Below are 12,745 nucleotides of genomic sequence, written 5' to 3' on the forward strand. Positions count from 1 at the left end.
GGCTACAGGCCGAAACGGGCCGGCAGCCACAACGAAAACGCCGGTGCGAAGATCAGCGCCACGAGGGCGACCGACAGCACCAGCAGGTATTTCACCATCGGCCGCGCCACGCGCGCGACCTCGGTCCCCGTGATCGCGCAGGTCGTGAACAGCCCGAGCCCGACGGGCGGCGCGAACAAGCCGAGCCCCATCGCCACCACCACGACCGTGCCGAAATGCAGCGGGTTGATGCCGAGCTGCAGCGCGATCGGCGCGAGCAGCGGCCCGAAGATGATCAGCGCGGGCGCGCCTTCGAGCACGGCGCCGAACACGATCATCAGCAGCGCCGCCAGCAACAGGAACGCCGTCGAGCCGTACTGATGGGCAAACGCCGTCATTGTGCCCGAGACGAGCGCGGGAATCTGCTCGATCGACAGCGCGAACGACACGCTCGACGCCGCCGCGACGATGAACAGGATACCGCTCGCCATCGACGCCGCACGGACGAACACGCGGCCGACCGAGCGCCAGGTCAGCTCGCGGAACGCCGCCCAGCCGACCACCAGCGCATAGACCACCGCGAACGCCGACACTTCCGTCGACGTCGCGATGCCCGACGTCACGCCCTTGCCGATCATCGCGACCATGATCAGCGCGACGAGCGCGCCGCCGGCGAGCGGCAGCCACGCGCGGCGTTCGACGAACACCGCGTCGATGTCGATCCGGCGTCCGCAGATCACGGTCACGACCGCCAGCGACGCGGCGAGCACGGCCGCCGGCACGATCCCCGCGACGAACAGCCCGGCGATCGAGATGTTCGCGACGAAGCCCATGATGATCATGTTCACGCACGGCGGAATCGTCTCGGCCATCACCGCGCTGCACGCGAGCAGCGCCGCGGTTTCGTCGGGATCCTGCCGCGCGCGGCGCACGGCCGGCATCACGACGCCGCCTACCGCCGCGATGTCGGCCAGCTTCGAACCCGACACGCCGGAAAAGCACGCCGTCGCGAAGATCACGATCAGCCCGAGCCCGCCGCGCACGCGCCCGAAGATCCGCAGCAACAATTCGACGAGCCGCGCGGACATCCCGTTCGACTCCATCAGCAAGCCGGCCAGCACGAAGAACGGCACGGCGAGCAGCACGAAGTGATCGGCGCCGGCCATCACCTGCTGCGAGTAGACGAGCAGCGGCAGCGTCGGATCGGCGAGGAAGTACAGCAACGCCGAGAACGCGAGCACGAAGCCGATCGGCACGCCCAGCACGAGCCCGCCGACGAAGCCGGCGACCAGCAGCGCCCCCGGCGCGATCGCGTGTTCGGGCCGCAGCGCGTTCCAGCCGTACACGGCGCCCGCGAGCACCGCGCAGCAGGCCAGCGTGCCGAGCACGCGGCGGCGCGGCGCGTTCAGCGCGTTCGCGAGCGCGAACACGCTCATGAACAGCGCGCCGAACATCATCGGATACACGTTGATCCAGCCCGGCAGGCCGCCGGTCGTCAACTGATCGTACGAGTCGCCGAGCAACTGCCACGACGACGCCAGCAGGTTCAGCGACACGACCGCGACGATCCAGTGCCCGATCTGCACGAGCGCGCCCTGCCAGCGTGCCGGCAGCCAGCCGCGGAACAGGTCGATGCCGACGTGCTGGCTGCGGCCGAGCACCGTCGCCGCGCCGAAGAACACCAGCACGATCATCAGCGCGCTCGCGACCTCCTCGGCCCAGTCGACCGGATCGTGCAGGAAATAACGGAAGACGACCGACACGAATACGACCAGCACGTCGACGGCCAGCACGGCGGCCGACACGTATTCGATCCAGCGCATCGCCGCATCCAGCGCGCGGGCGGCGGCGCGCACGGGACGGCCTGACGCGACGGCCGGCACGGCGTTCGAAACGGAACCGGTATCCATCGCTCAACCCCGCGCGGCGGCGATCGCCGGAAACAGCGGCGCGGTAGCCGGATACTGCTTCGCGAATGCCATGTAGAGGCGGTCGTGCATCGCCTGCCGCAGCGTCGTGCGCTCGGCATCCGCCATCGGATGAAACGTCATCCCGTGCTGCTTCAGCGCCGCCTCCGCCTGCTCGGCCTTCTGCGCCGCGATCGCGCGCTGCTGCGCGGTCGCGTCGGCCACCGCGCGGTCGAACGCCGGGCGCAGGTTCGCCGGAATCCGCTCGAGCGCGCGCCGCCCCATCACGACGGTCATCGCCGCGAACACGTGATGCGATTGCCAGCACGACTTGACGATCTCGTCGAAGCGGCTCGCGAGCACGGTGGCCGGATCGTGCTCGAGCCCGTCGACGACGCCCGTCTGCACGGCCATGTAGAGCTCGCCGAACGGAATCGGCGTCGGCACCGCGCCCATCACCTTGAAGGTGTCCATGAAGGCCGGCGTCGGCAGCACGCGCAGCTTCGTGCCCTTCACGCCCTGCAGCGCCGTCACCGGCTGCTTCGTGAACACGCACCGCCCGCCGAAGTGCGAACCCCACGTCAACACGGAGCAGCCCGCGCGCTTTTGCAGCAGCGCGTTCAGGCTGACGCCGACCTGGCCGTCGAGCACCTTCGCGACGTGCGCATAGCTGTCGAACAGGTAGCCGAGATCGAGCATGCCGAGTTCCGGCGCGACCGTGGCCCAGATCGACGAGCCCGCGATCATCATGTCGATCGCGCCGATCTTCACCTGCTGCGCGACGTCGCTCTCCTTGCCGAGCTGGCTGTTCGGAAAGTAGTCGACCCGGATCGCGTCGCCGACGCTCGCCTTCAGGTTCGCCGCGAGGCGCTCGTACCACACGTAGTGCGCGGCGTTCCGATCGGCCGGCATCGACGACGAGCAGCGCAGCGTCACGGCCTGCGCCGCGCGACCGATTTCCGGCAAGCCGCCCGCGACCGCGAGCGTGGCGGCGGATGCCGTTTGCAGAAAGCGCCGCCGGGTGAAGGTAGTCATGGCCGTCTCCTTTCCAATCGCGTCTTCCGATGCGACTGTATCGATTTAGTGTATCGACACGGTAATACGACGACCGATGAGCGAGAAATGAGGGTTTTCCCGTGACGGGCAGGTGGAAATTTCGGGCCGAAGTGCCATGCGGCGTCGCCGAATCGGTCTTTCCGGCCCGTGGCGCACGTCAGGCGTGCCGGCGGATATCGTCAGACAACCGACTTTTTCTAAACGACGACGCCGTCCGCCCCGTCCGTCAGAAACTGCCCGACCATCGCGTTGAACACAGGCAGCGCCGGATTGTCGTTGTCCGCGCGCCACGCGAGATACAGCTCTGCCGCCACGTCGACGCCCGCGAGCGGCCGGAACACCACGCCGTCCACATGCAGCTCGCGCGCCGACGCCGGCACCAGCGCGGCGCCCAGCCCGGCACGCACCAGGCCGAGGATCGTATGCGTCTGCCCGACGTAATGCAGGTAATTCGGCAAGCGCCCCGCGCTGGCGAACATCCCCGAGATCATGTCGTGGAAGTACTTGCCCTCGTTCGGCGAATACGCGATGAACGGCTGCCGGTCGAGCTCGTCCGGGCCGATCTGCTCGTACGCGGCCAGCGGCGCGCCCTGCGCAACCGCGACGAGCATCGGCTCGCGCTGCACGAGCCGGTATTCGAGCGGATGGCGCGCCGCGCGCTGGCGCACGAAGCCCGCGTCGAGCATGCGCGACGCGAGCGCATCGATCTGCACGGTCGACACCATTTCGCGCAGCTCGACATCGACGTCCGGCAGCGCGTGCGCCGCATGCGCGAGCAGTTCCGGAATCATCCGGTATGCGCTGACGGCCGTGAAGCCGAGCGTGATGCGGCCAGCCCCGCCGTGCGCGACGCGCTGCGCGGCCTGCTCGGCTCGCGCGGAAAATTCGAGGATGTGCCGCGCATCGCGCAAGAAACGCTCGCCGGCCGCGGTCAGTCTGACCTGCCGGCTGCTGCGTTCGAGCAGCGCGATGCCGAGCGCATGTTCGAGCAACTGGATCTGCCGGCTGAGGGGCGGCTGCGTCATGAAGAGCCGCCTGGCCGCACGGCCGAAATGCAGTTCCTCGGCCACGGCGACGAAGCAGCGAAGCTGGTTCAGTTCAATCATTCAAATCTTGAATCAATCGATCGCGTCTTGATGTTAGACCGATATCGATACGATTCCCATACTCGGTTGCAGCCGATGCGCGGCCGCGCCGCGCGCGCCGACCGAGGCCTCCATGACCATCGCTCGCCGGCCGCTTCGAACGGATTCGGATCACGCGGCACGCATGACGCCCGGCGGCGGCATCACGCGCGCTGGCGCGTGCCCGGCGTCGGCGCGACCGCGAGCCGGTCGAGTTCGCGCAGGTCGTTCTCCAGCGCGGGCGTGAGCGTCGTGCGCAGATGGTCGAGGAAGGTGCGGATCTTCGCGTCGAGATAGCGGCGCGTCGCATAGACGGCATACACGCTGACCGTCTGCAGCCGGTATTCGGGTAGCACACGAATCAGCCGCCCTTCGCGGATGTCGTCGAGCACGGTGTACAGCGCGACGCACGCGATGCCGCGCCCTGCCCGCACTGCGACGCACAACGCATCCGGCACGTTGACCTGGAACGGCGCCGGCTGCAGCTCGTACACCGTTTCCTCGTCGTCGCCGCGCTCGAGCCGCCACTCGCTGGCCGGCGATGCGGGCGTATCGAGGCGCAGGCACACGTGGTTCGGCAGATCATCGGGCGTGGTCGGCGTGCCATGCCGCGCCAGGTATTCGCGCGATGCAACCAGCACGCTGCAACTCGTGCCGCAAGTCTGCGCGACGTAACCGGAATCGGGCAGCTGCGACGCGGTCACGATCGACACGTCGTAGCCTTCCTCGACGAGGTTCGGCATCCGCTGCGCGAGCGTCAGCTCGATCGACACGTCCGGGTTGTCTTCCTGGTAGCGCACGATCGACGAGACGACATGACTCTGCCCGAGCCCCGTCATCGCATGGATGCGCATCTTGCCGCTCGGCCGCAGCAGCGCGTTGCGCGCCTCGGCGTTCGCGTAGTCGAATTCGGCGAGGATCGATTTCGCACGCTCGAAGTAGCGCTCGCCGCTTTCGGTGAGGCCGAGATGGCGCGTCGTGCGATGCAGCAGCCGCGTCTGTACGTGAGCTTCGAGATTCGACACCGCGCGCGACACCTGCGCGGTGGTCGCATCGATTTCTTTGGCGACCGCGGTGAAACTGCCGGCTTCGACAACGCGCACGAACAGGCGCATGTTTTCGAGCATGTCCATTGAATTGGCTTGGGGAGTATCGGTGGAGGAACGTCGGCGGCGCTCGCGTCAGACGGGAATCGGGGCGGGCGCGCGAACCACACGCAAGCGATCACCATGCCGGGGAACGGGCGGGAGAGCGGGCATCGCGTGCGTGGTTGTGGCATATCGGGGGATTCGGTGGCCCGAATTGTACGCCGCCGCAGGCAAATTTGCGCGATCGCCGCGCCTCCAGGCTTTCATCTGATGAAAGGTTTTTGCAAGACGAATACGTCGCACGCCCGCAACGTATTGATGCGGCGCGACAATTTGTATCACAACGCGATATAATTTGCGCCTTCCTTGCGCTGCGTCATCCGCGTCGTCCTTTCTACCGCTTATCGTCCATGTCGTCAGGCTCCTCCCCGTCGCGCCGCACATTCCGCCAATGGCTGCACAGCTTCATTCCCCATCCGATGACGCTCGGCTGGCGCGAGCGCATGCGCTCGTGCGCGGGCGCGCTCGTCGGCATCGCGACGGTCGGCGTCACGATGCGGCTGCTGCCCGGCGTGCCGGGCCTCGTGCCGCTGCTCGTCGCGCCGATGGGGGCGTCGGCGGTGCTGCTGTTCGCGGTGCCCGCGAGTCCGCTCGCGCAGCCGTGGTCGATCATCGGCGGCAATCTGGTGGCGGCGACCGTCGGCGTCGCCTGCGCGCAGTCGATCGCCGATCCGATCACGGCCGCCGCGGTTGCGGTCGCCCTCGCGATCGGCGGCATGTTCGTACTGCGCTGCGTGCACCCGCCGTCGGGCGCGGTCGCGCTGACGGCCGTGCTCGGCGGCCCCGCGATCCGCTCGCTCGGCTTCGGCTTCGTGGTCGAGCCGATCGCGCTGCAATCGGCGATCCTGCTGTCGGCCGCGCTCGTGTACCACGCGCTGACGGGCCACCGCTATCCGCACGGCGGCGTGCGTCCCGACGCGAAGCCGCAAGGCGGCAGCGCCGCGCCGGCACGCGGCGGCTTCACGCGCGCCGATCTCGACGCCGTGCTGAAGCGCCGCGGCGAATGGCTCGACGTCGATCCGGACGACCTCGAAATGCTGCTGCGCGAAACCGAGATGCAGGCGTATGCGCGCACGTTCGGCCAGCTCACGTGCGCCGACCTGATGACGAAGAACGCGATCGAAGTCGCGCCGTCGACGTCGGTCATGGCCGCGCTGACACTGCTCGACCGCCATCGCGTAAAGGCGCTGCCCGTCGTGGACGGCGACGATCGCCTGATCGGCATCGTCACGCGCGCCGACCTCACGCGCCAGCTGCGCCACCCGGCCCCGCTGTGGCAACGGCTGGCCGCGCGCCTGCCGCAGTCGTTCGGCGGCCGGCCGCCCAGCGTCGCCACCGTGATGACCCGCGACGTCGCGTCCGTGCCGCAGACCCTGCCGATCACGGCGCTGGTGCCGCTGTTTACGCATTCGGGCCACCACCACATCCCGGTCGTCGATGCATCGCGACGGCTCGTCGGCATCATTACGCAAACGGATCTCGTCACGGGCCTGTACCAGCAGACGCGGATGCTCGAAGCCGCGTAACGCCGATGAACAGAAAAATGTGCGCCATTTCGCTGAAAATCGTCCATTTATATCATATTGTGATATATTTTGCGCTACCGAAACTGCTGCCCGACCGACCGACCGCAATGACCGATACCCGACGCGCGCTGACCAAAGGCGATTTCCAGCAACTGTCCGAGTTCCGCTACCAGATGCGCCGCTTCGAGCGCTTCTCCGAACGCGCCGCGCAAAGCGAAGGCGTGACGCCGCTGCAATATCTGCTGCTGCTGCACATCAAGGGCTACCCGCATCGCGAATGGGCCACCATCGGCGAACTCGCCGAACGCCTGCAGGCGCAGCATCACGGCGTCGTCGCGCTGGTGACGCGCTGCGAGGCGCTCGGGCTCGTGAAGCGCAAGACGAGCGAAGCCGACCGCCGGCAAGTCGAGGTCCATCTCGAAGAAGCCGGCGAGACGCTGCTCGCCCGTCTCGCGGCCATGCACCGCACGGAACTGAAATCGCTCAAGGGCACGTTCCAGGTTCCGCAGATCGATTTCTGATCCAGGTTTGACCGACCTTCCCCTACTCCGATGAACGCACCACACAAACGCGATTTCTCGACCAACGAACGCCTGCCCGGGATCGCGCTGCTGGCTGCCGGGATCGGCGTGCTCAGCACGCTGGCGGCGTTCGTGCTGTCGAGCCTGATCCACCTGTGCACGAACCTGTTCTTCTTCCAGCAGTTCTCGTTCGCCGATCGTTCGCCCGCCCACAACACGCTCGGCGCGTGGGTGATCGTCGTGCCGGTGATCGGCGGGCTGATCGTCGGATCGATGGCGCGCTTCGGTTCGGAGAAGATCCGCGGCCACGGCATTCCCGAAGCGATCGAGGCGATCCTGTTCGGCAAGAGCCGCATGTCGCCGAAGGTTGCGATCCTCAAGCCGCTGTCGTCCGGCGTCGTGATCGGCAGCGGCGGCCCGTTCGGTGCCGAAGGCCCGATCATCATGACCGGCGGCGCGCTCGGCTCGCTGATCGCGCAATGCGTGCACGTGACCGCGGCCGAGCGCAAGACGCTGCTCGTCGCGGGCGCGGCCGCCGGCATGACCGCCGTGTTCGGCACGCCGGTCGCCGCCGTGCTGCTCGCGGTCGAACTGCTGCTGTTCGAATGGCGTCCGCGCAGTTTCCTGCCGGTCGCGCTCGCGTGCGCGGTGGCCGGTTTCGCCCGCGCCGTGTTCTTCGGCGTCGACCCGCTGTTTCCGTTGGCCACCGCATCGCCGACGCCCGTCGCGCTGCTGTCGTGCATCGTCGCGGGCCTGCTGTCGGGCATGCTCGCGTGCGGCCTGTCTGCCGCGCTGTACCGCGTCGAGGGCACCTTCGCGAAGCTGCCCGTGCACTGGATGTGGTGGCCGGCGCTCGGCGCGATCGTGATTGGCGTCGGCGGCTGGCTCGAGCCCCGCGCGCTCGGCGTCGGCTACGACGTGATCGGCGACCTGCTGCACCAGCACATCGCGCTGAAGATCGCGCTCGCGCTGCTGATCGTGAAGGCCGTGATGTGGGTGATCGCGCTCGGCTCCGGCACGTCGGGCGGCGTGCTGGCCCCGCTGCTGATGCTTGGCGCCGGCCTCGGCACCGTGCTGTCGCCGGTGCTGCCCGGCGGCGATCCGGCACTGTGGCCGCTCGTCTGCATGGCCGCGACGCTCGGCGCCACGCTCGGCGCGCCGCTGACCGCGATCGTGTTCGCGTTCGGCCTCACGCACGACGCGAACGCGCTGCTGCCGCTGCTCGCCGCGACGCTCGTCGCGCACGGCTTCGCGACCGTCGTGATGAAGCGTTCGATCATGACGGAAAAGATCGCGCGCCGCGGGTATCACATCTACCGCGAATACGGCGTCGATCCGCTCGAACGCCACGACGTGGCCGAAGTGATGACGCCAGCCGACGCGCTCGTCGCGATCGACGGCGCCACGACGCTCGATGCGGTCGAGTCGCAGTACTTCGGCGCGAAGCAGACGCACCGCGCATACCCGGTCGTGCAGAACGGGCGCCTCCTCGGCGTCATCGATCGCGCGACGCTCGACGCGCAGCACGCGCAGGCCGGTCCCGGCGCGGTGCTCGCGAACGCGTTCGCCGGGCGCGTGCCGGCCGTCGCGCAGGCGCACGAAACGTGCCGCGTGGTCGCATCGCGACTCGCGATGCTCGGCCTGGAGCGCCTGCCGGTCGTCGACGATCCGCAATCGCTGCGCATCATCGGCATCGTATCGCGCAGCGACTTGATCAAACCCGCGCTCCAGCACTTCGACGACGAACAGAAGCGCGAACGCTTCCGTCCCGTCCTACCCGTCAACCTGCGCGACGCAGGTGTACGCAAGGCCGGCTGATACGCACCGCGCGCGCCGCCGCGTCCGGCGTTTAAACTTCGTTGACAATCGATCGGACGAAAGTTTGTCATCATGGTCCGCATGCGACGGGGCCATCATTCAGCCGTTCCACATCGTCATCCAATAAAGAAGCGTCGCGGCGCGACATGCAGACACATGCAGCACGCCGCGACCGTCAATCCGCCACACCTCAGGGCAGCGAGCCGACCTCACGACGCATGACGTCGCCACCGTGTCTCCATACGGACCACGCACGACGCATGCGGCCGCGCGACAGAACGCACAGCATCCGGATTGCCGTTTGGCAAGCGCGTTAACAACTTGTTTCGGAATCGCCGGAACCGCATTTGTCCGATGCAATCTCACAAGCACGCAGTTCTGCTGCGCATCCCACTCAATCAATCACGACTCGAGGGAGATAAACGTGAACGTGAAATACTTACCGCTCATCGCATTGACCGTGGCAATTTCTGCTCACGCGGCCGATCCGGCCGCGCAGAACGTGGGACAAAGCCAGAAGGCCGCCCCGGAAGTCTCGGCGTGCATCGCCAAGACCTGGGCCGACAAGTCGCAGCAACAAGTGATCTCGCAGAACGTGCTCGCCAACGGCCTCGCGACCGATGTCTACGCACCGGGCCAGCAACCGCCGAACGGCGCGGCCGCGATGGTTCGTCCGTCGCCGAATCCGGGCGCGAAGACGTGGGTCGCCGTGCGCGGCGACGCGGCCGCCGCCGGCGACATCAACGCCTGTCTGTAAGCACCGCTGCCGGACGGCATTGCGCCGCCCGCATGCAAAAAGCCCCGCTTCGGCGGGGCTTTTTGTTTAGGCGCATGGGCCGCGCGCACGCGCCGCGACCTTGCTTGCGCGCTTACAGGTAGCTGCAGACGTAGTCGAGCGTCTCCAGCACCTCGATGTCGAAGCGGCTCTTGCCCGGGACCGAGAACGATTCGCCGGCGCCGTAGGTTTGCCACTCGCTGCTGCCGTCGAGCTTCACGCGGCACTTGCCGGCCTGCACTTCCATCAATTCGGGCGCGTCCGTGCCGAAGTTGAGCGCGCACGGCAGGATCACGCCGAGCGTCTTGCGCGTGCCGTCCGGGAAAAGCACGGTATGCGACACGCACTTGCCGTCGAAATAGACGTTCGCGCGCTTGACGACCGATACGTTGTCGAATTGGGTTGCACTGGTCATGTGATGCCTCTGATTGCTGGATGCCGAATGGCGTGTTGTCGGAAGCCGGCCGGGGCGGCAGGCCGGCCGCTATGATACCGGCTCGCGGCGGGCGGGCCGCAAGCGGGACCGACTCGAGGCGGGCGGCCGATAATCAGGATCACTACCCGATGCATTGCGTGGCCCGCATCGAGCGGCTCATCTGAGCCCCTTGCGGCGCGCGGAATCGCGCAGGCAGTCGAGCAGCATTGCCGCGGCCGGCGTGAGCGGACTGTCGCGCCGCGTGACGACCTGCACGGACACGCCGGGCAGCCGCTCGCGGATCGGCAGCACGGCCAGCTGGTCGCGCGCCCACTCCCCTTGCAGCAGCTGTTCGGGCATCGACGCGATCAGGTCGCAGCTCGTCATCAGGCTGTGCGCGAGGCCGAAGCTCGGGCATTCGACGACCCGTTGCGGCACCGGCAGCCCGTATGCGATGAACGAGTTGAACAGCACCTGGGTCGAGCTTTCCGGCGACGGATTCATCAGCCAGTCGGCCTCGACGAGATCGGCGAGCGACGTGGCCGACGCGAGCGGATGCCCCTTGCGCGCGACGATCAACGATCGGCTCGCGTAGAGTTCCGCGTGATCGAACTCGGCCGCCAGCAGTTCGGGCACGACGACGGCCACCGCGAAATCGAGCGAGCCGTCGTGCAGGCGAGGCAGCGCGACGCCCGGAAACCCTTCGATCAGACTGACGCGCGCGACCGGAAAGCGCCGCCGGAACGCGCGAAATGCATCGGGCAGGATCGTCACCGCGGCGGCCGGCGTGATCGCCGCCGCGACCGAGCCCGTCATCGCGCCCTGCGCCTGCTCGATGTCGTCGCGCGCACGCTGCATCTCGGCGACGATCAGCCGCGCGCGCACCTGCAGTTGCTGGCCGAACGCCGTGAGCTGCACGCCGCGCGCGGTGCGCACGACGAGCGACACGCCGAGCGCGATCTCCAGTTCCTTGACCGCTTTCGTCAACGCCGCCGGCGACACGTTCAGGCGCCGCGCGGCCGCGCGGATGCTCCCTTCGTCCGCGACGGTGACGAACGCTTTCAGCTGATGGTATTTCATGGCGGCATGCGTGATTCGTGGAAACCCCGTGCAGCGCGGCTGCATGCAGGCTCAGGGTATTCCCGAGCGGCAACCGGTGGTGTGCACCAAAGCAATTTAGCAGCTTCTGGTGCGCAAAAGAAATTTATATCCTTCCACGTCATATGCGCGTCAAACGTCCACCGGACCCACAGGAGACACCATGCTGCAAGCCGTGAACCCCGTCATCCCCGGCATCGCCGCGATCGCCCCGGACCTCATCGAAGTGCGCCGCCGGATCCACGCGCACCCGGAGCTCGCGTTCGAGGAAACGCTGACGAGCGATCTCGTCGCCGAACTGCTCACCGGGTGGGGCTACGCAGTGCATCGCGGCATCGGCAAGACGGGCGTCGTCGGCGTGCTGCGCGAAGGACAAGGCACGCGCACCGTCGGCCTGCGCGCCGACATGGACGCGCTGCCGCTCGCGGAGGCCACCGGCCTGCCCTACGCGAGCCGCCATGCGAACAAGATGCATGCGTGCGGTCACGACGGCCACACCGCGATGCTGCTGTGCGCGGCGCGTCACCTGGCCGCGACGCGCCAGTTCTCCGGCACGCTGAACCTGATCTTCCAGCCGGCCGAGGAAAACTTCGGCGGCGCGAAAGCGATGATGGACGACGGCCTGTTCGATCGCTTCCCGTGCGATGCGATCTTCGCGATCCACAACATGCCGGGCCGCGCCGCCGGCGACATGGCATTCCGCACCGGCGCCGCGATGGCGTCGGCCGACCGCGTGACGATCACGCTGCGCGGCGTCGGCGGTCACGGCGCGATGCCGCACTTCGCGCGCGATCCGATGTCGGCCGCGGGCAGCATCATGGTCGCGCTGCAGACGATCGTCGCGCGCGAGGTCGACGCGCAGCACGCGGCCGTGATCACGGTCGGCAGCGTGCAGGCCGGCGAGACCTTCAACATCATTCCCGAAACCGTCGTGATGAAGCTGTCGGTGCGCGCGCTGAACGCCGACGTGCGCGCGCTGCTCGCCCGTCGCATCGAAGCGCTCGCGAAGGGCCAGGCGGAAAGCTTCGGCGTCGCCGCGGACGTGGATTACGACTACGGCTACCCGGTGTTGGTCAACCATCCCGAACCGACCGCGTTCGCGGCCGACATCGCGCGCCAGATGCTCGGCGCCGAGCGCGTCGAGACCGAAGCCGCCCCGCTGATGGGCAGCGAGGACTTCGCGTTCATGCTCGAAGCGCGCCCCGGCTGCTATGCGTTCATCGGCAACGGGGTCGGCAGCAAGGGCGGCTGCATGGTGCACAACCCCGGCTACGACTTCAACGACGACATCCTTGCGATCGGCGCGAGCTACTGGGTCCGCGTCGCCGAAGGCTGGCTCGCGGCCTGACGGCCCTTCATCACGCAGTTTCGCGCTTCA

Annotated in this window: 11 protein-coding genes; 5 read left to right on the forward strand and 6 right to left on the reverse strand. The window is 67.8% G+C overall.

Annotation, left to right across the window (positions count from 1 at the left end; genetic code table 11):
* Positions 1 to 2: 2 nt before the first annotated feature.
* The 4 genes from WS46_RS17620 to WS46_RS17635 form a co-directional block, all read right to left on the reverse strand.
* Positions 3 to 1,889 (reverse strand): TRAP transporter large permease subunit, encoded by a 1,887-nt coding sequence (locus WS46_RS17620; protein ID WP_059691279.1) that lies wholly within the window; start codon positions 1,887 to 1,889, stop codon positions 3 to 5.
* Positions 1,890 to 1,892: 3 nt separating this feature from the next.
* Positions 1,893 to 2,921, reverse strand: a complete 1,029-nt coding sequence (locus WS46_RS17625) for a TRAP transporter substrate-binding protein (RefSeq protein WP_059691280.1) — start codon at positions 2,919 to 2,921, stop codon at positions 1,893 to 1,895.
* Between the two features lie 218 nt (positions 2,922 to 3,139).
* A complete protein-coding gene (locus WS46_RS17630) occupies positions 3,140 to 4,048 on the reverse strand; it encodes a LysR substrate-binding domain-containing protein (RefSeq protein WP_059691281.1) in 909 nt (302 codons plus the stop codon).
* Between the two features lie 182 nt (positions 4,049 to 4,230).
* The gene (locus tag WS46_RS17635; RefSeq protein WP_059691282.1) at positions 4,231 to 5,199 is read right to left on the reverse strand and encodes a LysR family transcriptional regulator; all 969 of its coding nucleotides are present in this window, start codon (positions 5,197 to 5,199) and stop codon (positions 4,231 to 4,233) included.
* 365 nt (positions 5,200 to 5,564) lie between these two features.
* Here WS46_RS17635 and WS46_RS17640 point away from each other — a divergent pair, with 365 nt between their 5' ends.
* From WS46_RS17640 to WS46_RS17655, 4 genes are all read left to right on the forward strand, one after another.
* On the forward strand, positions 5,565 to 6,740 hold the full coding sequence (locus WS46_RS17640) for an HPP family protein (RefSeq protein WP_059691283.1): 1,176 nt from the start codon (positions 5,565 to 5,567) through the stop codon (positions 6,738 to 6,740).
* A 107-nt stretch (positions 6,741 to 6,847) separates the two neighbouring features.
* Positions 6,848 to 7,261: a MarR family winged helix-turn-helix transcriptional regulator gene (locus tag WS46_RS17645; protein WP_059533862.1), complete on the forward strand. Its 414-nt coding sequence runs from the start codon at positions 6,848 to 6,850 to the stop codon at positions 7,259 to 7,261.
* A gap of 30 nt (positions 7,262 to 7,291) precedes the next feature.
* On the forward strand, positions 7,292 to 9,079 hold the full coding sequence (locus WS46_RS17650) for a chloride channel protein (RefSeq protein WP_059691284.1): 1,788 nt from the start codon (positions 7,292 to 7,294) through the stop codon (positions 9,077 to 9,079).
* A gap of 424 nt (positions 9,080 to 9,503) precedes the next feature.
* The gene (locus WS46_RS17655) at positions 9,504 to 9,836 is read left to right on the forward strand and encodes a hypothetical protein (protein WP_175909541.1); all 333 of its coding nucleotides are present in this window, start codon (positions 9,504 to 9,506) and stop codon (positions 9,834 to 9,836) included.
* Positions 9,837 to 9,948: 112 nt separating this feature from the next.
* On the opposite strand, the gene WS46_RS17660 is transcribed toward WS46_RS17655, so the two are convergent.
* Together WS46_RS17660 and WS46_RS17665 are read right to left on the reverse strand one after the other, a co-directional pair.
* Positions 9,949 to 10,269: a pyrimidine/purine nucleoside phosphorylase gene (locus tag WS46_RS17660; RefSeq protein ID WP_006478890.1), complete on the reverse strand. Its 321-nt coding sequence runs from the start codon at positions 10,267 to 10,269 to the stop codon at positions 9,949 to 9,951.
* A 177-nt stretch (positions 10,270 to 10,446) separates the two neighbouring features.
* Entirely contained in the window at positions 10,447 to 11,349 is a 903-nt protein-coding gene (locus WS46_RS17665; protein WP_059533866.1) for a LysR substrate-binding domain-containing protein, read from the reverse strand.
* 181 nt (positions 11,350 to 11,530) lie between these two features.
* Between WS46_RS17665 and WS46_RS17670 the strand changes: the two genes are divergently transcribed.
* Positions 11,531 to 12,715 (forward strand): M20 aminoacylase family protein, encoded by a 1,185-nt coding sequence (locus WS46_RS17670; protein ID WP_059691285.1) that lies wholly within the window; start codon positions 11,531 to 11,533, stop codon positions 12,713 to 12,715.
* The last annotated feature ends 30 nt before the right edge of the window (positions 12,716 to 12,745 follow it).

The sequence above is a fragment of the Burkholderia sp. RF4-BP95 genome (assembly GCF_001521985.1).
GTDB lineage: Bacteria > Pseudomonadota > Gammaproteobacteria > Burkholderiales > Burkholderiaceae > Burkholderia > Burkholderia diffusa.

Bases quoted from the DNA above. Each gene is read 5' to 3' on its own strand.
- WS46_RS17660 (WP_006478890.1), bottom strand. From the start codon at position 10,269: ATGACCAGTGCAACCCAATTCGACAACGTATCGGTCGTCAAGCGCGCG.
- WS46_RS17630 (WP_059691281.1), bottom strand. From the start codon at position 4,048: ATGATTGAACTGAACCAGCTTCGCTGCTTCGTCGCCGTGGCCGAGGAA.
- WS46_RS17645 (WP_059533862.1), top strand. From the start codon at position 6,848: ATGACCGATACCCGACGCGCGCTGACCAAAGGCGATTTCCAGCAACTG.
- WS46_RS17650 (WP_059691284.1), top strand. From the start codon at position 7,292: ATGAACGCACCACACAAACGCGATTTCTCGACCAACGAACGCCTGCCC.
- WS46_RS17670 (WP_059691285.1), top strand. From the start codon at position 11,531: ATGCTGCAAGCCGTGAACCCCGTCATCCCCGGCATCGCCGCGATCGCC.
- WS46_RS17620 (WP_059691279.1), bottom strand. From the start codon at position 1,889: ATGGATACCGGTTCCGTTTCGAACGCCGTGCCGGCCGTCGCGTCAGGC.
- WS46_RS17635 (WP_059691282.1), bottom strand. From the start codon at position 5,199: ATGGACATGCTCGAAAACATGCGCCTGTTCGTGCGCGTTGTCGAAGCC.
- WS46_RS17665 (WP_059533866.1), bottom strand. From the start codon at position 11,349: ATGAAATACCATCAGCTGAAAGCGTTCGTCACCGTCGCGGACGAAGGG.
- WS46_RS17625 (WP_059691280.1), bottom strand. From the start codon at position 2,921: ATGACTACCTTCACCCGGCGGCGCTTTCTGCAAACGGCATCCGCCGCC.
- WS46_RS17640 (WP_059691283.1), top strand. From the start codon at position 5,565: ATGTCGTCAGGCTCCTCCCCGTCGCGCCGCACATTCCGCCAATGGCTG.